The following is a 19,447-nucleotide window of genomic DNA, read 5'->3' on the forward strand; positions in this document are numbered from 1 at the left end:
GATCTACTCTTTATTTTAAAGCGGTAGTGTCATTCTCTCGAATCAAATTACTCCAACCATGGGCCTCTACTGACTCGCGCGAAGCTCTCCAACCGTGGCTGTTAACGTTAAAGAGGTGCCGTCTCGGCTAAGCTCGATTTCAAGCTTTGTACCCGGCTCGGTTTCAGCAATCATATCTAACGTTTTAGACGCGCTTTCTAATCGAACTCCGTCAATGGCTACTATGATGTCGCCGGGACGAATGCCAGCGATATCTGCGGGGCTGCCTTTTGCTACCGCCGACACATCAATGCCCGGTCGGTTGCGATTTTCACCACCTACGAAGCCGAGTTGACCTCGTATCACACGGCCATTACTAATAATTTCATCCATCACTCGCTTGGCAAGTTCGTAAGGCACCGCAAAGTTAATTCCGTCTACATTGCGAACGCGGTTATTTGAATCAAGAACTTGGAAGTTGGCATTAGTAATACCCAAGAGAATTCCGTTGCTATCTACTAATGCTCCGCCGGAATTGCCTTGGTTTAATACCGCGTCAGTCTGGATGAAATCTACATAGTTAGAAAGTCCGTTACGTCCAGCTCTACTTACAATACCCTGCGTGATTGTCTGACCTAAGTCAAACGGGTTACCGATAGCCATTACCACATCACCTACATGAATATCTGGCTCTGAGACTTGAGGGATTATATGAAGGTTGTCGGCGGTAACTTTTAAAACAGCAAGGTCGGTAAGGGGGTCAGTACCTATAATTTGTGCTTCAAGAATACGACCATCTTGTACTGCCACGTAAATGCTGTCGGCGTCGGCAACCACGTGGTGACACGTAAGCAGGTAACCATTTTCAGTCATGATCACGCCAGAGCCTAGGTTAGTTCGTCCGCGAGATTGGTTTCTAAATAGCCCGGAACCATTTTCAATGCTAACGCTATAAATATTAACGACTGCTGGTGCAGAGCGGCTGAGCGCGGTGAAATAGGTTTCACGGTTAGCACTCACAGATGCATTAGTGAAAAAGCCTTGAGCCAGCCCTTTACCTTGGCGAAGTTCTGGAACAAAAATCAAAAGCAACGCTGCCACGGCAACGCCGAGAAGAACAGATTTTAGTAAGAAATTTATTATTGAGCGGCCAGTCACAAGTCACACTTATTGTTTTCTGTCGCACTTACTCCATACGCACCACCTTTGCGGTACGACATCATAAATAAAAAGCGCAACGTTTTTAGATTGTCATTCTTGGCGTAAAGGATATCACTTAATTGAATAAACTACCGTAATGAAAAGCAAATTTAGTGCAATTGAATTTGCGTTAATATTTTTCTTTCAAAGCGTAGCGACAAGCTGTTCACGTTTCCCATACCCTATAGATATAAATAAAAACGGCGCTTCAGTGAGCGCCGTTTTCTATTCTTAATAAAGCCAAACTAGTTTAAATGCTATTGCCTAATGACTAAATATAGCGTTGAGTTGCCGCGCTTCACGTTGAGCGCGATAACACCTTTCGCCTCATCTAGCGCATTTCTGAACTCAGCCACAGTAGATGTACGAACTCGGTTTACGCCTATGATCACGTCTTCAGCTTGTAAGCCAATTCGTGCTGCTGGTGCTCCCCGTTCTATATCGGACACTACAACACCGGCATTACCCGCGTCATCAGTACCGTTTGCGAGCGTTGCACCCTCTAGCGCTGGGTGTATTTGAGCCGCAGTAACTGTGGTATCTGCAGCATCATCTAGCACCACATCTACCTTCATTTTCTTACCTTTGCGCATAACGGTAAGCTCAACTTCAGCGCCGGCCCCCATGCTCGCAATTTTAGCGCGCAGTTCTTGGAAGCTGTGAAGTTTACGTCCGTTTATTGCGGTAATGATGTCACCCGCTTGAATTCCACCTTTTTCTGCTGCTGAATCAGGTTGCACTTCACTAACGAACGCCCCGATATTGACCTCAGCGTTCATTGCTTCAGCAAGACCCGCATCGATATCACTACCAAGAATACCTAACAGGCCACGCCTTACTTCTCCAAATTCAGCAATCTGATCAACTAAACTCTTCATCATGTTTGCTGGAATGGCAAAGCCAATGCCAACGTTTCCGCCGTTAGGGCCAAAAATAGCGGTGTTAATTCCAACGAGTTCGCCACGTAGGTTAACCAGTGCACCGCCCGAGTTACCTCGGTTGATTGCGGCGTCAGTTTGAATGAAATCTTCATACCCGCCAATGTTTAAACCTGAACGACCTAATGCGCTAACGATACCGGAGGTAACGGTTTGTGATAGACCAAATGGGTTACCAATTGCAACCACAAAGTCACCCACACGCAGGGCATCTGAGTCGGCTAAAGGCAGGGCTTTTAAATCGTCTGGGTCAATTTTCAGGAGCGCGATATCGCTTTGTTCATCTGACCCCAGCTTCTTCGCTTTAAACTCACGCCCATCTGTTAATTTGACGGTGATTTCATCTGCGTTATCAACGACGTGGTTATTAGTTACCACGTAACCTTTGACCGCATCGATAATGACCCCAGAACCCAGACCTCGGAAAGGACGTTCTTGAACTTGCTCTTGCGGTGCACCAAAGAAGTAGCGAAACATTTCTGGTACACGCTGCGTAGAAGTTTGCGTACCTTCTACCGCAATACTTACTACGGCAGGCGTCGCCTCCTCCAGCATGGGCGCTAAAGAGGGGACTTCATCTTTTTTATCTGAAAAGAACGGTAACGCCGCCTGTGTGCTAGCAGTAAAGCCCAGTGAACTTACAACAACGGCAGACGCCAATAAACAATGGCGGAAAGACATTTTCATGTTCGCTTACACTCCTTCATGTTATATGCGACATAGCATGGTTTCACTAAAAGAGTCCGAGGTCGTGATAAAGTTCCCGATGTTACTGTTTTTCTGCGTTATTTTGCGCAGAGCCACCGACGAACAACCCAGAACCTGAGTTTGCGAAGTCTTTTGGCTGTGTGTCAGAAACACGGTTAACTTTAGACTTATCTGAACCTTTTAGATTATTACGTAAATAGGTTGTGGCTTGCTCCCCGTAGAACGGGACTTTGCTGCCTTCTTCTTCACTGCCTTGCTCAAGCAGTGTTTCGTACTCGTCAATTTGTTGCTTTAGCGTTTCGCACTGGCTTTCAATGCTTTCTAAACTCTGACGAGTTTGATGAATGTGATGCTGTGCCTGCTGTGCAAGGATCTCTTTAACTTGCTTCTCAGTCTGTGCAGCACTGCCTGCGCCCTGCTTTTGCTGAAAAAAGCGACCTACAAAAAAGCCAATAATCAAACCAACAACTAATAAAGCAAGAGATACTAACAATTCCATTATATTCTCCGAATAAATCTACATCGCGCAGCCGACCTTTTGTTGTACGATCTAAAAGCTGCTTTCGACCATAAGCTGAATATAGCAAGGTCAAACCCGAAAAGCGCATACATAGTCACATTTATTCAGTGTATGTCGAATTTCAATGTGAGATTCTACCGTGATTTCCATTAAAATTAAGGTCATAATTGAGAAATTCAAGCAGGTCGGTGCAGCAAGCGCCACTATTGACTTTTGTACGGAGTGAATTCGGCGATGACGCCATGGGAAAAATATCAGCTAGATCTTCAGTCGTCTGATTTTCATTACGACGCAGCGCAAGAAAATGCAGTGAAAGAACTTCAACGTTTGTTTGATGAACTGACTCAGCCTGAAAAGAAAACAACGTGGCGGGTTAAGTTAAAAGCGGCATTTGGGAGAGGCCATATCAAGCCGGGAATTCAAGGCATTTATTTTTATGGCGGAGTAGGGCGGGGTAAAACGTATCTTGTCGATACTTTTTTTGAATGCCTGCCTTTTGAAAAGAAAATGCGGGTGCATTTTCACCGTTTTATGTACCGCGTTCACGACGAACTCAAGCAGCTTAAAAACGCTCAAGACCCCTTAAAATTGGTAGCGGCAAAGCTAGCAAAAGAGGCCAAAGTCATATGCTTTGACGAATTTTTCGTGTCGGATATTACCGATGCCATGATTTTAGGTACGCTAATGGAAGAGCTCTTTGGCCATGGAATCGTGCTGGTAGCGACGTCTAACATTGTTCCGGACGACCTATATAAAAATGGCCTTCAGCGCGCACGCTTTTTACCTGCTATCGATTTACTTAATCAGAATACTCGAGTCGTTAATGTGGACAGCGGTATTGACTATCGCCTACGTACATTGGAACAAGCAGAAATCTATCATTACCCGCTAGATGACGAAGCAACGGAGAACTTACATAGCTACTTTGCGCAACTTGCTCCTGAAGAAGGTTCGCAGGGCGAAGATATTGAAGTAAACAATCGAAAGATTAGCACCCTTCGCAATGCTGACGGGGTATTAATGATTGATTTTCAAAATCTATGCGGGGGTCCACGAAGCCAAAGTGACTACATTGAACTGAGTCGATGTTACCACTCTGTCTTGCTAGCCAATGTTAAAGAGATGGGGCAGCACAACGATGATGTAGCGCGTCGCTTTATTGCCATGGTGGATGAGTTCTACGAGCGAAACGTAAAGCTGATTATTTCGGCAGAGGTAGCGCTAGAAAACTTATATACAGAGGGATTGCTTAACTTTGAGTTTAGACGATGCCTTAGTCGGTTAAAGGAAATGCAGTCTCACGACTATTTGGCAACTGAGCATTTACCCTAGTTCAAAAATACATGCATTAGCAATTATTAGCAGCGTGGCTGGAGAATTCAATGCGATACTTTTTTTGAGTAGCCGAGCTTACCTGTGTGTTCGCATTGGTATTGCATGAAAATTAAGGTAGAATTTCGCCCAATTTTTTCTGTGTCGCTTGTTCAAGCATCATTGTTCAGCAACCCTGCCATATTAGGCAGAGCGGCGCGGTAGCCCGATAAAACCCAACGCTACGTTTTTATTGCGAGAAAGAGAATTTTAAGATGGGAAGAGCATTCGAAGTACGTAAAAACGCCATGGCAAAAACTGCCGGCCAAAAAACTAAAGTTTATTCTAAGTACGGTAAAGAAATTTACGTATGTGCGAAAAATGGTGGTGCTGATCCAGACACCAACCTTTCACTTCGCCGCCTAATGGAAAAAGCGAAGAAAGACCAAGTGCCAAGCCACGTTATTGAAAAAGCGATTGATAAAGCGGCTGGTGGCGCTGGTGAAGACTTTCAGCCTATGCGCTATGAAGGTTTTGGCCCAGGTAACTGCATGGTTATTGTTGACTGTTTGTCTGACAACGCGAACCGCACTATTACCGAAGTACGTAACTGCTTTACTAAAACTAACGCCAAGCTTGGTGCACAAGGTGCAGTATCGCATATGTTCGATCACCAAGCCGTGTTTCAGTTCGAAGGCGACGACGAAGACGCTATTTTAGAAGTCTTGATGGAAGCAGACGTAGACGTAACCGACGTTGAAGTTGAAGACGGTAAAGTTACGGTTTATGCGCCACATACTGAATTCTATCAAGTAAAAACAGCGCTAACCGAAGCTTATCCGGACATTACTTTCATTGCGGAAGAAATGAGCTGGATGCCTCAGACTGAAACTGAGATTAGTGAAGAAGACATGCCGATGTTTGAAAAATTCATGGACATGCTCAACGACTGTGACGATGTGCAGGATGTTTATCACAACGCTGTTACGCCGAGCTAATTTAAAGACGCAATACAGACGACTAGAACCCTCGATAATTCGAGGGTTTTTTACTTCAAATAGATGAGCAGCTCGTTTAACGCAAACTAGCACAGGTCTACATTGGGTGTTTAGTCAAAGCCGTTTATTCTCAGAGGTATATGGTTTCGTATTTTATCGGCGCTAACTGTTTCAAAATACGATTTTCTTGTTGATAAGTCAGGCCTACATCACGCATTGCCCCCTGCACGTATTCAACCAATATATAGAACTCTCGTTCTTTTATACCTAGCCCTTTGTGTGACTCTATCATGCTCTTACCGTCGTATTCACAAGGCCCGCCAATAAGCTCACATGTTTGCAATACAAGTTGATCTCTTAAATGCTTCTTGGGAACCCCTTTAAAATAGTGACCAATTACTGGGTCGGTGTAAATACGGGTAATGGCGACGCCATAAATGGTATTTAATGTTTGGTGACCGCCAATTTCGTCATAAAGGCTCTGCTTAGGCGTGCTTGTACAGCCTAAAACGACAAACGCTATCAATGTAGCTGTGATTGTGCGAAGAAAGGATGACATCATTATATGCTCCTAGCCTTATTAAAAGTTACCATTTACTGTTAAATAAAAACCTGAGGAGCTTTCTTGCAAGGGTAAATTACCCAAATCAACGTAGGCGGCAGTGATTGACATCGATTTATTAGGAAAGTAAGCGATGAAGGCGTCTACCACGGTGTCTTCTTCAGCCAATCCGCCCAGTCGATTGGTTTGCGTTCTGAACTCTGTGCCTATTGCGGTAGTGGGACTGATTAAAACCGCTAAGGAGCCTTCCCACTCAAGTTTTGCACTATCATCGCCTTCTGAACCAAAACCAAGTAAACCAAACACATTGGCTCTCGTGTACCGTGCGGTTAAATTGGTAAGTAAGTTATACCCCGATGGGTAGCCCAACCACAGCTTAGTCGCAGATAAGTAAACATCAGTACCGCTGTCGTTTTTTGCGCCTAATAGAAGGGGAACACCGATTTCAGGAAGTGGTACAGAACCATCGGGAAGAGACAGAGAGCTATCAAAGTCTCTATTTTTTTTGTACTGGGCACCGATGGCAAGTTGGGGGAGCCAATCGTTTTGAGTAAAAACACCATCACCGAAGATTTTAACTTTTGCGCCAACGATGTCTTGCTCGATAGTTGCGCTGTTAGCGTTCGTAATAGCGCCATCGGTGAGCAAGGCGAATACATTGCTTGTTAGCCCTGATGATATATCTAAACGTTGTCGTTGAAAGCTTAGTTCAATACGGTCAAATAGGCTTATTCCTAAACCTGCAGTTTTCAGGGTGTAATCGTTCAAGTTTAAGTACTGAAGGTTTGCTGAATAACTGATTTCTTCCTTACTGGTGTAGCCACCGATAAATGCCCATGGAGTAATTCCTCCACCAGCCGTGCCTTCAAAGCCAGTAATTCCCCCTGAGGCAATCAAGCGCGAACCGCTGTCAGCAAAAACGGTTGATGAAATAAGTAATAAGGAAAACAGAAAAATCTTGTTCACAAGGGCGTGTCCTTTTTTGAGTTCCAGCGATTTGGCAGACCCGTCAATGTATCGTAATAAGCCATTTGGCGGATATCATCGTCGTGAAGCTGCATAATGGTTTGATACGACCGCTCTTCTGATCGTAACGCAGCAAGACATATCACATTAAGAGCGAGTGTGGTAAGCACAAAACGGAGAGATTCAACAAGGGTGTAACTTGTCATTAATACGGCTGACAAAGGCGTAAATAACAGCAAAATACTGGTCACGCTGAAAATACCAAACACCACCACTGCAGGCCAAAAGCGATTAATAAAGAGATTTATCGCAGCAATGGGGTAAATCCATAGCATGCCCGTATTATCTTTTCCTCCGGTGATAAGAAGGCTCATTGTTAAAACAAACAAAATAGCGCTTAGAATGACAGCGGCTCGCTCGACATTATTAGAGCGCTTGAGAACATAAAGATTTATTACACCAACGACGGCATTGATAAGCAGCACGCTGCCCAGCAAAATTGACCCATCGTATAAACTAAAAATGCCTAACGCACATAAAAAAATAACGCCGATAATGGTGAGGACATGGCATAAGGTGTAGCGTCTGCTTTGACGGACTGCCATCATTTCTTGCTGCCCAGCAGTAGTTTGTCGAGGCTGAGTTGTTTCTGTCAAAGTCATTCCCGTTTTCACAGTAAGAAAAATAGCTGAAACTTTTATTTTGAGTTGTGTAAAACTCTGATTAACAAACTAAAAAAACCGACATGCTGTAACGCTTTATCGTGAATTACATAGCTAACAAACGTTCTAGTACTCATCTTCGACAATGACGTGAACCAGATTAAACAAATAGAAAGGTTATGGTTGTAAAAGTCGTTCTAACTCTCACTTACAGTTCAACAAGTATCAACGTGATGTTCGAAAAATAAATGGTAGCGTATTGCATTATAAAAGACTTACAGAAACCTTGTATGGTCAAAAAGTATAATGCAAAACATGTTGCGTAAAGGCTTACCCAAAAAGGAAGTGAGCGGAGTCGCGAAATTCCTGTTTCAATATTGATGGCTTTAACTTAGTAAAGCCCGTTATAAAACGGGCCTTACGGTATTGTCTATTTTTCTGAATTGGTTTGAATTTACTTAACGTAACTCACCACTTATTAGCGCGGAATATCTGATAACGTGCTGACTAATGTAAAAAATACTGTTGCGATAACTCTTGATGAATATCAGCAAAGTCGATTTGTAACTCGTCAATATAATTGTGAAGCGCTCGCCCTCTCAGTGTCGCCACAGATTGTTTCTCTAGATCTTCAATGCTGTGATCGATATGTTCGATGATTGCTTTACTGTCGGGTAAGTTTAAAAATAAGCTTTTCAGCTTGTTCAAACAAAACATCACGCTACGAGGGAATTCTTTACTGTGCAACATAAAGAGCAGTACGTCGCCAGGGCGTATCCGCACCCCCATTTTTTGTCGGTACATTTGATATCCACTCAACGACCGCAGAACACTCATCCACAATATGTTCTCGAAAGGTAAGTCGCTCATGTCCTCTGTGAGTGTGGCAGAACGTACGTCAATAATTCTTGATGTCATATCTGCACGTTCTAAGGTCGCGCCAAATCGCCAGAAGAAATAGCCTTCATCGTGACTTAGACTTGCATCCATAGTGCCGTAGATAAGCAAGCACTGGTTAATTACCTGCTTCAAACTAGCAAAACGTTCACGCTTGTTTAAAAAACTGCTGCTATTTTCTTTTACCGATAAGTGCAATGCATTCAGCGTCTCCCAAATTTCACGTGGGATAACGTCTCTGATGGTACGTGCATTGTCTCTTGCATACTGAAGCGAACTAAGGATGGATGAGGGGTTTTTGCTATCCACCGTTAAAAATTTAAGAATATTTCTCTCACTAAAATCTGTATACACAGACTCAAAGCCTTTTCGATTGCCAGTAATATCTAATAGGGGTTCCCAACCAGGGGAGAAACCTTTGGGCAAATCCATCAGCAAAAGATTATTTACATTGATGAGGCGGGCAAGGTTTTCCGCGCGCTCGATATATCTAGCAGTCCAATAAAGCGTTTCTGCAACTCTTGATAACATGACAATCTCTCCCTAATCCACAATCCAAGTATCTTTACTACCACCACCTTGTGATGAATTAACCACGAGAGAACCTTTTACCAGTGCCACTCGTGTCAGACCGCCGGTCGTTACGTAGGTGCTGGTCCCTGATGACAGTACAAAAGGGCGTAAATCTACGTGACGTCCTTCGATAATTCCGCTGTCGAGAGTGGGAACCGTTGATAGATTTAGCGTAGGTTGTGCAATCCAGTTTCGAGGATCGGCTTTTATTTGAGCGAGTGTTTCTTGCTGTTGTTTTTTTGTAGACTTTGGACCTATTAGCAAGCCGTAACCACCCGATTCATTCGCGGGCTTAATAACTAACTTGTCTATATTAGCCTCTACATATTTCAAATCTTCAGGTTCGTAGCATCGATAGGTTTTTACGTTGGGAAGTATGATCTCTTCATCCAAATAATAGCGGATGAAATCAGGAACATAGGTATACACCACTTTATCATCTGCGACCCCAGCACCAGGCGCGTTAACTAAGGTGACATTTCCTTTACTCCACGCACGCATTATCCCTGGAACGCCTAGCATTGAAGTTGGATCAAATACTTCTGGGTCTATAAACATGTCATCAATACGTCGATAAATAACATCGACGCGGCGCAGCCCCTTAATGGTTTTCATATAGACGCAATCGTCTTTTTCTACCGTTAAGTCGCTGCCTTCTACTAATTCGCAACCCATTTCTTGCGCAAGATAACAGTGTTCAAAATAGGCAGAGTTATAGATCCCTGGTGTTAAAACCACGACTTCAGGTTTTTCCTCCTGCTGAGGAGACAAGCTTGAAAGCATATCGAATAATTGCGAGGGATAGTCGTTAACAGGGAGAATATCCATCTTTTCGAACATATCAGGAAAAACACGCTTAAGCACAGAGCGATTTTCTAACATATAAGATACGCCCGAAGGTACGCGCAGGTTGTCTTCGAGTACGTAAATAGTGCCATCCTTATCTCTGACAAGATCAGAACCGCAAATATGGGCCCATATGCCGTTAGGAGGAGAAATGCCGATGCATTGTTTACGGAAATTAACCGACTTATCGATTAAGGCCTTTGGAAAAACGCCATCTTTTATAATGTTTTGCTCATGGTAGAGATCGTCAATAAACATATTGAGCGCTTTGACCCTTTGCTTGAGCCCTTTCTCTACATGCTGCCATTCCTTGTTGGAAATAATGCGAGGAATAATATCAATGGGCCATGCTCTGTCTATAGAACTACCCTCACCATAGACAGTAAAGGTTATTCCCATCTCTTTAACAACTAACTCGGCAGCGTTTTGCGCATTTTTAAGTTCTTCTTCAGACAGTTGGGACAAATAATCTATCAATGGAGCCCCATGCGGACGTGCCACCCCATTCTCATCTATCAGTTCGTCATAAAATTCGGAAAAATTGCAGTGCTTTAAATCTACCGTATTTGATGTTGACTGACTTTGCTTTTGGTTACTCAAACTTCACTCCTTATTATCCCCGATTCATATCCACTGAAACATCTAAAACCTGATTTCCTCCACCAAACATAATGCCTTTAAGTGGAGTGATATCTGCAAAATCTCGTCCAACAGCTAACGTAACGTGCTGGTCATAGGGTTTCAAATTGTTGGTTGGGTCATAGTCAATCCAACCAGAGCCTGGCACAAAGAGCGCAACCCAAGCGTGGGTGGCGTCAGCGCCAGTAAGCTTTTCCTGTCCCGGCGGTGGGATGGTTTCGATATACCCACTTACATAGCGAGCAGCGAGCCCGATACTACGTAAGCAAGTTAGCGTAAGGTGTGCATAGTCCTGACAGACCCCTCGCTTGTGTTCAAATACATGGCTGACAGGGGTATTAACCGTGGAAAAAGACGGGTCGAAAGTAAAATCGTTGAAAATACGATCCATCAACTCGTCGCAAGATTCCACAATAGGACGATTAGGTTTAAATGAGGTAAGGGTGTATTCGTGTATCGACTTATTCGCTTGGGTAAGACGCGTTGGAATACTGAAGTATTGTGCGGTTAACATCGTCTTATCGGTCGGGTAGCGAATCTGATCCCGAACGGTTTCCCATTGTGTATTGTGGGCAAACAACCCTTGTAAGGGGGCTCCCTGAATCTCTACTTCACTACTTGCAATTACCTGCATTTCTTCATGCAAAGTGGGAATTTCAAACACAGTCACCGTGTTATTAAAATAGTCTTTAAACTCAGACTGATAATCTGGCTTTGGAATAATAGTTACACTGGCACTTATTCGCTTTTGATTGAGTGTATTGAGAGGGATGAGTCGAGCATGATTTTGGGTCAAGCTGACTTTATCCGAATACTTGTACGTTGTAACGTGCTGAATTTTGTATTTCATTTACCTTCCTCATCTTGATGATGGTCGCTCGAAGGTTCAGCGGCTGAGTCGGTGCCTGAAGCAGTAGGACTTTCTATAATTTGAGGGGTTGGCGTTCCAATACCAGACCAATGCAGCTGAGACGCTGGTTTGGTGTGGCTAAAGTATTGCGTCTGCATCATTTCGCTAAACTTCTGTAGATGTGATGTGACGCTGTCTAACAGTGAAACTAACCCAGATGAAGCGTCGGAATTACTCATAGTTAGTGTATATCGGTCTGCTAAGGCAAAGCTCGCTTTAAGCTGCAATAAAATCTTCTCTGTAGTACTTAGGAAACCAGGTTTGGCTTTCACCGGAAGACTGTTACATAGTTCAGTAATTTTCTGTATCTGATGGGCCAGTGAGCGGGGGTATTCTGCGTCTAATAAGAGAAGTTCTAACCCGGTTTCTATACTCTGAAATGCGCGATACCGTCTCCTGTGAGTAATCGCGCTGACTTGTGCGACTAGCACAATGTCTAATACATTTTGTTGCTCAGCTTCGGGAAAAGGAGACTGCAATAGATTTTGAATCATAGAAACGAGTTGATTACTACGTTCTAAACGCTTCCCAATCTCAATCATAAACGCGCCGTTGCTTTTAGATAGACTGTCTTGAATAGAACCATTGAAGGCCATGATGAGCCCAATTAGTCTATCTAGAATAGTTTGCAACCGGTGAGTGGGAGTTTGCTCGTTTATTAAGGTAAAGTTGTAGATCTCTTCTTCTAAATTTTCAATGATACGCAGACTGTCATAAGAAAGTAGCTCTCTGACCTGAAGCGCACTCTGTACAACCATATTAATGCTACTAAAGAGCCCACCTACGAATTGATTGCCGTTAATTAGGGAAACAACCAGCTCTTTAAATCCCCCTCCAGGTTTTGATAAATCGGGTGGGGCGGAAAACTGGTAAGGGTAAATGAGTGCTTGATTCTCAATACCTATTTTAAAACGAAGTAGGGCATTTCTATGCGCTTCATCTGGATAAATAGCCAGCTCGGTAAACTTGTCGATAAATACTCTGACCAAGCGAATGACGTTCTCACTGCGTTCAACCGCGCAGCCCAACCAAAACAAATTTTCGGCCGTTCTGCTCGGCAGCAATCCTTCAACTAACGCTAAATCGGCGTTTGACTGTAAAGACTTAGGAATAGATGGTGCTCGGCCCTGAGGAGGACCGATGGTTTCTACCCATGTGTCTTTTATTTCCATTTTGCCATTGGTGCGCACTGCGCGAGGGGTAAAACACATAGCAGAGGGCAATATGAAGACTTGGCCTTGTGAAAGAAGGGCGTAACACCGCATAATTACAGGCTTGCTCACTACGCTTGATTCGTGCCAGAAAGGCGCCTGCGAAAGTATTAACTTTTTACGCCAATAGAGGTCTTCAGGTGGAAATTGGTTAATTGATTGAGCAATCGCGGCCCTATCTCTCTCGCCGTCGAACTTTAATTCAGGATCGACATAACTTAGCAGTTCGAAGCCAGCCCAATTTTGCTCTGACACCGCATTAACGGGAAACGTTTCCTGCTGGCGCAATAAAAGGGGCTCGTTAATTAAATGCTTAGCCGCGCGGGGTAAGTTATTGTGAATAGAAGGTATTTGTATTGCGCCATTGCCTAATGGATTCAGCAACACGACGTTTTGGGACCGAACCGCATGAATAAGCCCAGGTATTCCAAACGCTGAATAATCAACTTGTTCCAGAGAGTCTAAGTACCTATCCTCAATCCAGCGTAAAATAACATCAACTTTGCGCAAACCATCAAGTGCCTTAAGCCAAACTTGGCCCTTTCTAACTGTTAAATCTGCACTGCGAACAAGAGTGTAACCCATATATGTCGCGAGGTAGGCTTGTTCAGAGTAATACTGATCATCGGGACCTCGACACAAAATAACAATGCGCGGGTCGGTTAATGCAGCAGTTTCTTGAGAAATTGCTCGTTGAAGTTGTTCGAAGAAGCCAGCGATTCGCAGCACGCCACATTCAGTAAACTCCTCACTCATGACTCTTCTTGCAACAATTCGATTTTCGAGTAAGAGTCCAAGACCGCGAGGAAATTGGCAATGATCATGCAGTACGTAATATTCACCATCTGCATCCTGTCCAATATCGAAAGCACTTAAAAAGACCCCCTTATTTTGTGAAGGGACTTGATGAGTGTCTGCAAGATAAAAAGGGTGACGCATTAAATGTTTAGTTGCGAAAATACCGTGAGTCAGTGTGCTTTGTTCGCCATTAAGGTCGATTAAAACTTTATTTAACAGCAACATCCGCTGTTCAATCCCACGGCTAATAATTTCCCAATCTTGACTTGAAACCATCATGGGTAAGGGATCGAGTTGCCAGTTTTGTTGCTCATCAATATCTGCAAAGCCACTGTTTCGCATAAGTCTGCGGATTTCGTTTGCTCTGAAGGTGACTTCTTCGCTGTTAAGGCCAGATAAACGAGAGAATAAGGTGTTGAGAAGACGCTTATTCTCATCTGGAAGCGTGCTAGAAGTGGTATAGCTGTTTAGCCATTCTGGCATGGTGAAATTTTCACTCATAAACTTAATAATCGCCTAAACTATAAAGTAGGAGGTCGACGCAAATCCAGTGTATTCGGATACTCTTCATTTTCAGATTCTTCCAAAGGGAGATCAAAGTCACTTTGACCTTCATGGTTTACTACATGTTGGGTCGCTAAATGAGGCGACCACTCAGGCACAGCCTTTGATTTGAACGAAGGTGTGTGACCATGATCCCAGAAACGCGCAATGCGTCTTCCTTCAGCTTCAAACGCGTTAACGGGCACCGTCGAGAAATTGCGGCCACCAGGATGACTAACGTGATAGGTAAAGCCACCTAATGAACGGCCAGCCCATGTGTCGTATACGTCAAACACCAATGGTGCGTGCACGCCAATGGTCGGGTGCAGAGCTGATGCAGGATGCCACGCCCTGAAACGAACTCCAGCTACGTGCTCGCCTCGAATATTAGTTTCTTTCAATGGCAGTCTGCGACCATTGCAAGAAACAATATATCGATCGGTATGCATATTCGATACGGTAAGCTGAACCCGCTCTAAAGAACTGTCTACATAGCGGGCTGTGCCGCTTCCTGTCGCTTCTTCTCCCAGCACGTGCCAAGGTTCAATGGCACTGAATAAATCCAGTTTGATTTGGCCAACTTCGCGGCTTCCGCATCGAGGGAAACGAAATTCAAAAAACGGTTCGAACCACTCTAACTTAATTGGGAAGTTAGCCGCATTTAAGTCACTGCACACTTCAGCTATATCTTGTCTTACGTAATGAGGTAGCATGAAACGGTCATGCAATTCCGTGCCCCATCTCACCAGTTTCTTTTTATATGGCTGCTTCCAGAACCAAACAAGAAGCGTACGCAGTAATAGCATTTGCATTAAACTCATTCGCGCGTGGGGTGGCATCTCGAAGCCGCGGAATTCAACGATACCTAGACGACCTGTAGGGGAGTCGGGGTTAAATAGCTTATCAATACAAAATTCAGCTCTATGGGTATTCCCCGTCAAATCAGTGAGTAAATGCCTTAGCAAACGGTCTACTAGCCATGGCGCTGGCACTTCGCCGTCTGGGATCTGAGAAAAAGCAATTTCAAGCTCGTATAGGGTTTCATCGCGCGCTTCATCTACACGCGGGGCCTGACTTGTTGGGCCTATGAATAAACTTGAGAATAAATAAGACAGCCCAGGATGGTGCTGCCAATAGGTAATAAAGCTTCGAAGAATGTCGGGCCTCTTTAGAAAGGGGCTCTCTAGCGGTGTTGGACCGCCCATTGTTACATGATTACCCCCTCCGGTGCCTGCATGGCGACCGTCGAGCATAAACTTCTCTGTACCAAGCCGACAGGTTTTAGCCATCTCATAAAGCGCATGAGTGTTATTGACGAGGGTTTTCCAGTTTGTTGCCGGATGCACGTTAACCTCAATAACGCCTGGGTCAGGTGTTACAGCGAACTTTTCTACCCGACTGTCGTAGGGTGGCGTATAGCCTTCTAAAATAACTGGGGTTTGTAACTTTGCAGCTACTTCTTCGACAGCATTTAGCAGTAAAGCGTAATGTTCGAAATGACTGACCGGCGGCATAAAAATACAAAGTTGGCCATAGCGAATTTCAATACAAAGTGCCGTTGATACTGACTCTTCACCTATGTAACCGCGTTGTTTTTTCAGTGAGGTCAATGAATCCGTCATATCAGCAGGATCACGTTCATATATCGGTTTTGGCTTACCAAGGCTATTTAACGGCAAGCGATATCCCATTGGTGAGTCGCCTGGAAGCAGAAAACAATGTCCGCGTTTAAAAGACCAAAGGTTGCTTTGCCACCCTTCAAAACCGGTGTCGTAAGTGAGAGGAAGCACGAAGCCTACTGGCTTATCTAAGCCTCGTTCCAGTTTGGCTAAAAAGCCTTTGCGGGTCATGGCATCAAGTAGTTCCGGTGCATCGGGTGACGGCTCTTTAGGTAAACTCCCTTCTTGCCACAAGTGATAGAGCACATCTTCATAGGCAGTAACAACAACAGATTCGTCAAGCCCTAGCGCTACGGAAAGGTGGCTTGCAAAAGCCTCAGCGTCAGGCTTTGTAGCCGAAGAAGGCTTAATTTTATCGGCAAGTAAAGCCTGATCTGACCAAATAGGCATGCCGTCTTTTCGCCAATAGCTTGCGTATTGCCAGCGGGGTAACGGCTCACCAGGGTACCACTTACCCTGACCGTAATGCCTGAAACCACCTTGACTGAAAGCGTCCACCATTTTCATAAACAATGTGTGCGCGAGTTCGCGTTTTTCTTTTCCGTCAGCAGCAGTGTTCCACTGCTCACTCTCCATATCGTCGATTGAGATAAAGGTGGGCTCGCCGCCCATGGTCAGCGTGATCCCTGCTTCGTTAAGCTGGTGGTCAATCACATCGCCTAGTCTGTCAATAGCTGCCCACTGAGCATCACTGTAAGGTTTTGTTACTCGAGGCGGTTCGTGAAGACGTTGTACACTATTGTAAAAGCTGAACGTAGATTCACATTTGTCGATAGCGCCTGTTACAGGCGCTGCAGACGCTGGCTCAGGAGTGCAAGCCAGAGGAATATGCCCTTCTCCTGCGAATAAGCCAGAGGTTGGATCAAGTCCAATCCATCCTGCACCCGGAACGTAAACTTCACACCACGCATGCAGATCGGTAAAGTCCTTCTCTGGTCCACTAGGGCCGTCGAGCGATTTTTCATCAGGAGCTAGTTGAACCAGATAACCAGACACAAATCGTGAAGCAAGCCCGAGATGTCTAAACATTTGTACCGACAACCAGGCTGAGTCTCGGCATGACCCTCCTTTTTTCTCAAGGGTTTCATCGACACTTTGCACGCCAGGCTCCATGCGCACACCGTATTCAATGAGATTGTATACCGCCTGATTTACGGCGACTAAAAAGTCGACCGTTGCGACGGGTTCCTTTGGAACTTGCGCATTAATTAACGTGGAAAAAGCGTCAGATGCTGTTTCTATCTCTAGATAAGGTGCAAGGTCTCGGGCAAGCCGTTTCTCATACTTAAATGGATAGGTTTCTGCGTATGATTCCAGAAAGAAATCAAACGGATTAATTACTGTGAGCTCAGCGACCAAGTCGACGGTAAACGAGAATTTCTTTGTTTTTTCGGGAAAGACGACTCGAGCAAGGTAATTGCCAAAAGGATCCTGTTGCCAGTTTATGAAGTGGTCTTCAGGAAAAACCTTTAAAGAATAGCTCTTTATCGGCGTTCGACTGTGTGGTGCGGGTCGAAGGCGAAAGGTGTGTGGCGACATACTGATACTTTTATCATAGTGGTATTCAGTATGGTGTGTTATCCCTACAGTAATTGTCATGCTTTGGCTCCGTTGCCAATAAATGTTTACAGCATAAAAAATCACCTTATATCCAACTGAGTAAACTTACAAGAAGAAGCGTTTAGGAAAAGTGTAAATTACAAAAATTACCCGATTAAACAGTCATTTCGTTACTCCCAATATTGAATAATGTATTTTCAATCCTCATATCATGGACATAATTGAGTATGCGATTTAAAGCGCGACTTTACTTTAATATATAGATAGTTCACTACATAAGGAGCGTCTTGTTTTCTCCATGGTTTTTCGTTCTATATAGCGCTTTTCATGGCATGTGTATCTCAATACATTCTTCTAAAAACGCGGTAAGGTAGCAGTATTAATAGGAATCTTTGATTTGCGCACGCATACCCCCTTAGTTTGCGAGTGCATATCAAGGGTAATAAGGAACGTATCATGTTTGCCGTTGATCACATTATTTTACTCAGTGCTGTACTCGCTATTCTAGGCGTGCTTGCCAGTAAATTGTCTCCGCGCTTTGGCGTACCTGTTTTGGTTTTATTCCTTGGGGTAGGTATGTTGGCTGGCGAGGACGGCATTGGCAGAATTTTCTTTGATAATGCCGACGCGGCGCACGCCATTGGAACGTTTGCCTTAATTCTTATCCTGTTCGACGGCGGCTTACAGACGTCTAAGAAATCCATAATCCAAGCATGGAAACCTGCGGCTCTGTTGGCTACTTTTGGTGTCGTTGGCACGGCAGTACTCACCGGTATCGCGGCTATGGTTATCCTCGATTTACCGCTTTATAAAGGATTATTGCTTGGCGCAATTGTGGGATCTACCGATGCCGCAGCGGTATTTTCAGTGCTGCGTAATGCAGGTATACGCATACCCGCCAGGATCAAGTCGACCCTTGAGCTAGAAAGTGCGTCTAACGATCCCATGGCCATATTTCTTACCATAGGTCTTATCACACTCATTCAAGACAGTACCACTCAGCCATTAGACTTGTTTACGCTTTTTGCCAGTCAAATGGGCGTAGGTACTGCAGTAGGCATTGCCATCGGCGGAATTGCGGTTTGGCTGTTTAGGCGAGTTTCCTTAATGGCGATTGGCCTTTATCCCGTATTTGTCATGCTATTTGGCGTGTTGTCTTTTGGTTTAGCGGCAAACCTAAACGGAAGCGGCTTCCTCGCCACGTTCATTACTGGGGTTATTGTTGGAAACAGCCGCTTTGCCTATCAGCGCAATACCTTTGTGTTTCTGGATGGATTGGCTTGGCTTGGGCAAATTGCTATGTTCGTTATTCTAGGTTTGCTGGTAACGCCTACCGAACTATTTGTGAGCTGGAAAGAAGGGCTCTTAATAGCAATTGTGCTTATATTTATCGCGCGTCCGCTGGTAGTGATGCCCATTTTGCTACTTTCAAAATTCTCTTTTAAAGCGTCGCTGCTTATATCTTGGGTGGGGTTACGTGGTTCAGTGCCGATTATCTTAGCGATATTTCCACTAATATTCGGCATGCCATACGCCGAGCTCATTTTTAATGTAGTGTTCTTTATCGTGTTAATTTCAGCGTTATTGCAAGGTTCCACCTTACCTTATGCGGCGCGAAAGCTAGGCTTAGTATTAGACGATGAAGTAAATGAATCTAGCACGCTAGAAATTGTAAAAGTTGCCAAGAGCAAGCGCGAACTTATCGAAATTGAGGTATCTAAGTCATCCCCTGCACTAGATAAAACCATCAGTGAATTAGCCCTTCCTGACAACACGGTCGTGGCGATGATTGCTCGTGGAGAGGAAACCCTTATACCCAAGGGGAGCACAAAAATAGAAAGGGGCGATCAAATTTTTATCATTACCAAACTGCCAGATAAAACGTCCGTTGAGCAGTGTTTTTATAGTGAGTAGGAATAGGGTGCTATTGTAAGGCACTTCATGTAG

General features: G+C 44.4%; 14 protein-coding genes. 3 read left to right on the forward strand and 11 right to left on the reverse strand.

The features are described from left to right. Positions 1–66: 66 nt before the first annotated feature. The 3 genes from JC525_RS03425 to JC525_RS03435 form a co-directional block, all read right to left on the reverse strand. The gene (locus JC525_RS03425) at positions 67–1,137 is read right to left on the reverse strand and encodes a trypsin-like peptidase domain-containing protein (protein WP_198814534.1); all 1,071 of its coding nucleotides are present in this window, start codon (positions 1,135–1,137) and stop codon (positions 67–69) included. A gap of 299 nt (positions 1,138–1,436) precedes the next feature. Then, on the reverse strand, positions 1,437–2,798 hold the full coding sequence (locus tag JC525_RS03430) for a DegQ family serine endoprotease (protein WP_198814648.1): 1,362 nt from the start codon (positions 2,796–2,798) through the stop codon (positions 1,437–1,439). A gap of 88 nt (positions 2,799–2,886) precedes the next feature. After that, positions 2,887–3,324, reverse strand: a complete 438-nt coding sequence (locus tag JC525_RS03435) for a ZapG family protein (RefSeq protein WP_198814535.1) — start codon at positions 3,322–3,324, stop codon at positions 2,887–2,889. Between the two features lie 255 nt (positions 3,325–3,579). On the opposite strand from JC525_RS03435, the gene zapE reads away from it, so the two are divergent. Together zapE and JC525_RS03445 are read left to right on the forward strand one after the other, a co-directional pair. After that, complete coding sequence (gene zapE, locus JC525_RS03440; protein ID WP_198814536.1) at positions 3,580–4,677, forward strand: cell division protein ZapE; 1,098 nt, start codon at positions 3,580–3,582, stop codon at positions 4,675–4,677. A gap of 254 nt (positions 4,678–4,931) precedes the next feature. Further along, positions 4,932–5,654 (forward strand): YebC/PmpR family DNA-binding transcriptional regulator, encoded by a 723-nt coding sequence (locus JC525_RS03445; protein WP_198814537.1) that lies wholly within the window; start codon positions 4,932–4,934, stop codon positions 5,652–5,654. Positions 5,655–5,784: 130 nt separating this feature from the next. Here the strand turns inward: JC525_RS03445 and JC525_RS03450 are convergent, their stop codons facing one another. The 8 genes from JC525_RS03450 to JC525_RS03485 all read right to left on the reverse strand — a co-directional run bounded on the left by JC525_RS03450 (position 5,785) and on the right by JC525_RS03485 (position 17,539). Beyond that, a complete protein-coding gene (locus JC525_RS03450; RefSeq protein WP_198814649.1) occupies positions 5,785–6,213 on the reverse strand; it encodes a group I truncated hemoglobin in 429 nt (142 codons plus the stop codon). Between the two features lie 21 nt (positions 6,214–6,234). Then, complete coding sequence (locus JC525_RS03455; RefSeq protein ID WP_198814538.1) at positions 6,235–7,182, reverse strand: DUF3034 family protein; 948 nt, start codon at positions 7,180–7,182, stop codon at positions 6,235–6,237. After that, entirely contained in the window at positions 7,179–7,838 is a 660-nt protein-coding gene (locus JC525_RS19835) for a hypothetical protein (RefSeq protein ID WP_232380187.1), read from the reverse strand. Before JC525_RS19835 ends, JC525_RS03455 begins: the two co-directional genes overlap by 4 nt. A 513-nt stretch (positions 7,839–8,351) precedes the next feature. Beyond that, positions 8,352–9,272 (reverse strand): alpha-E domain-containing protein, encoded by a 921-nt coding sequence (locus JC525_RS03465; RefSeq protein WP_198814539.1) that lies wholly within the window; start codon positions 9,270–9,272, stop codon positions 8,352–8,354. A 12-nt stretch (positions 9,273–9,284) separates the two neighbouring features. After that, complete coding sequence (locus JC525_RS03470; RefSeq protein ID WP_198814540.1) at positions 9,285–10,760, reverse strand: circularly permuted type 2 ATP-grasp protein; 1,476 nt, start codon at positions 10,758–10,760, stop codon at positions 9,285–9,287. Between the two features lie 13 nt (positions 10,761–10,773). Then, positions 10,774–11,649, reverse strand: a complete 876-nt coding sequence (locus JC525_RS03475) for a transglutaminase family protein (RefSeq protein WP_198814541.1) — start codon at positions 11,647–11,649, stop codon at positions 10,774–10,776. Further along, positions 11,646–14,219, reverse strand: a complete 2,574-nt coding sequence (locus JC525_RS03480) for a circularly permuted type 2 ATP-grasp protein (RefSeq protein ID WP_198814542.1) — start codon at positions 14,217–14,219, stop codon at positions 11,646–11,648. Before JC525_RS03480 ends, JC525_RS03475 begins: the two co-directional genes overlap by 4 nt. A 20-nt stretch (positions 14,220–14,239) precedes the next feature. Next, positions 14,240–17,539: a transglutaminase family protein gene (locus tag JC525_RS03485; protein WP_198814543.1), complete on the reverse strand. Its 3,300-nt coding sequence runs from the start codon at positions 17,537–17,539 to the stop codon at positions 14,240–14,242. A gap of 417 nt (positions 17,540–17,956) precedes the next feature. Here JC525_RS03485 and JC525_RS03490 point away from each other — a divergent pair, with 417 nt between their 5' ends. Next, on the forward strand, positions 17,957–19,414 hold the full coding sequence (locus JC525_RS03490) for a potassium/proton antiporter (protein ID WP_198814544.1): 1,458 nt from the start codon (positions 17,957–17,959) through the stop codon (positions 19,412–19,414). Positions 19,415–19,447: the final 33 nt, after the last annotated feature.

This window comes from Alteromonas sp. IB21, from assembly GCF_016405965.1.
Taxonomy (GTDB): Bacteria; Pseudomonadota; Gammaproteobacteria; order Enterobacterales; family Alteromonadaceae; genus Alteromonas.

Coding starts and splice junctions, on each gene's coding strand:
- JC525_RS03430 (WP_198814648.1), bottom strand. CDS start 2,798: ATGTCTTTCCGCCATTGTTTATTGGCGTCTGCCGTTGTTGTAAGTTCA.
- JC525_RS03435 (WP_198814535.1), bottom strand. CDS start 3,324: ATGGAATTGTTAGTATCTCTTGCTTTATTAGTTGTTGGTTTGATTATT.
- zapE (WP_198814536.1), top strand. CDS start 3,580: ATGACGCCATGGGAAAAATATCAGCTAGATCTTCAGTCGTCTGATTTT.
- JC525_RS03445 (WP_198814537.1), top strand. CDS start 4,932: ATGGGAAGAGCATTCGAAGTACGTAAAAACGCCATGGCAAAAACTGCC.
- JC525_RS03450 (WP_198814649.1), bottom strand. CDS start 6,213: ATGTCATCCTTTCTTCGCACAATCACAGCTACATTGATAGCGTTTGTC.
- JC525_RS03465 (WP_198814539.1), bottom strand. CDS start 9,272: ATGTTATCAAGAGTTGCAGAAACGCTTTATTGGACTGCTAGATATATC.
- JC525_RS03475 (WP_198814541.1), bottom strand. CDS start 11,649: ATGAAATACAAAATTCAGCACGTTACAACGTACAAGTATTCGGATAAA.
- JC525_RS03480 (WP_198814542.1), bottom strand. CDS start 14,219: ATGAGTGAAAATTTCACCATGCCAGAATGGCTAAACAGCTATACCACT.
- JC525_RS03485 (WP_198814543.1), bottom strand. CDS start 17,539: ATGACAATTACTGTAGGGATAACACACCATACTGAATACCACTATGAT.
- JC525_RS03490 (WP_198814544.1), top strand. CDS start 17,957: ATGTTTGCCGTTGATCACATTATTTTACTCAGTGCTGTACTCGCTATT.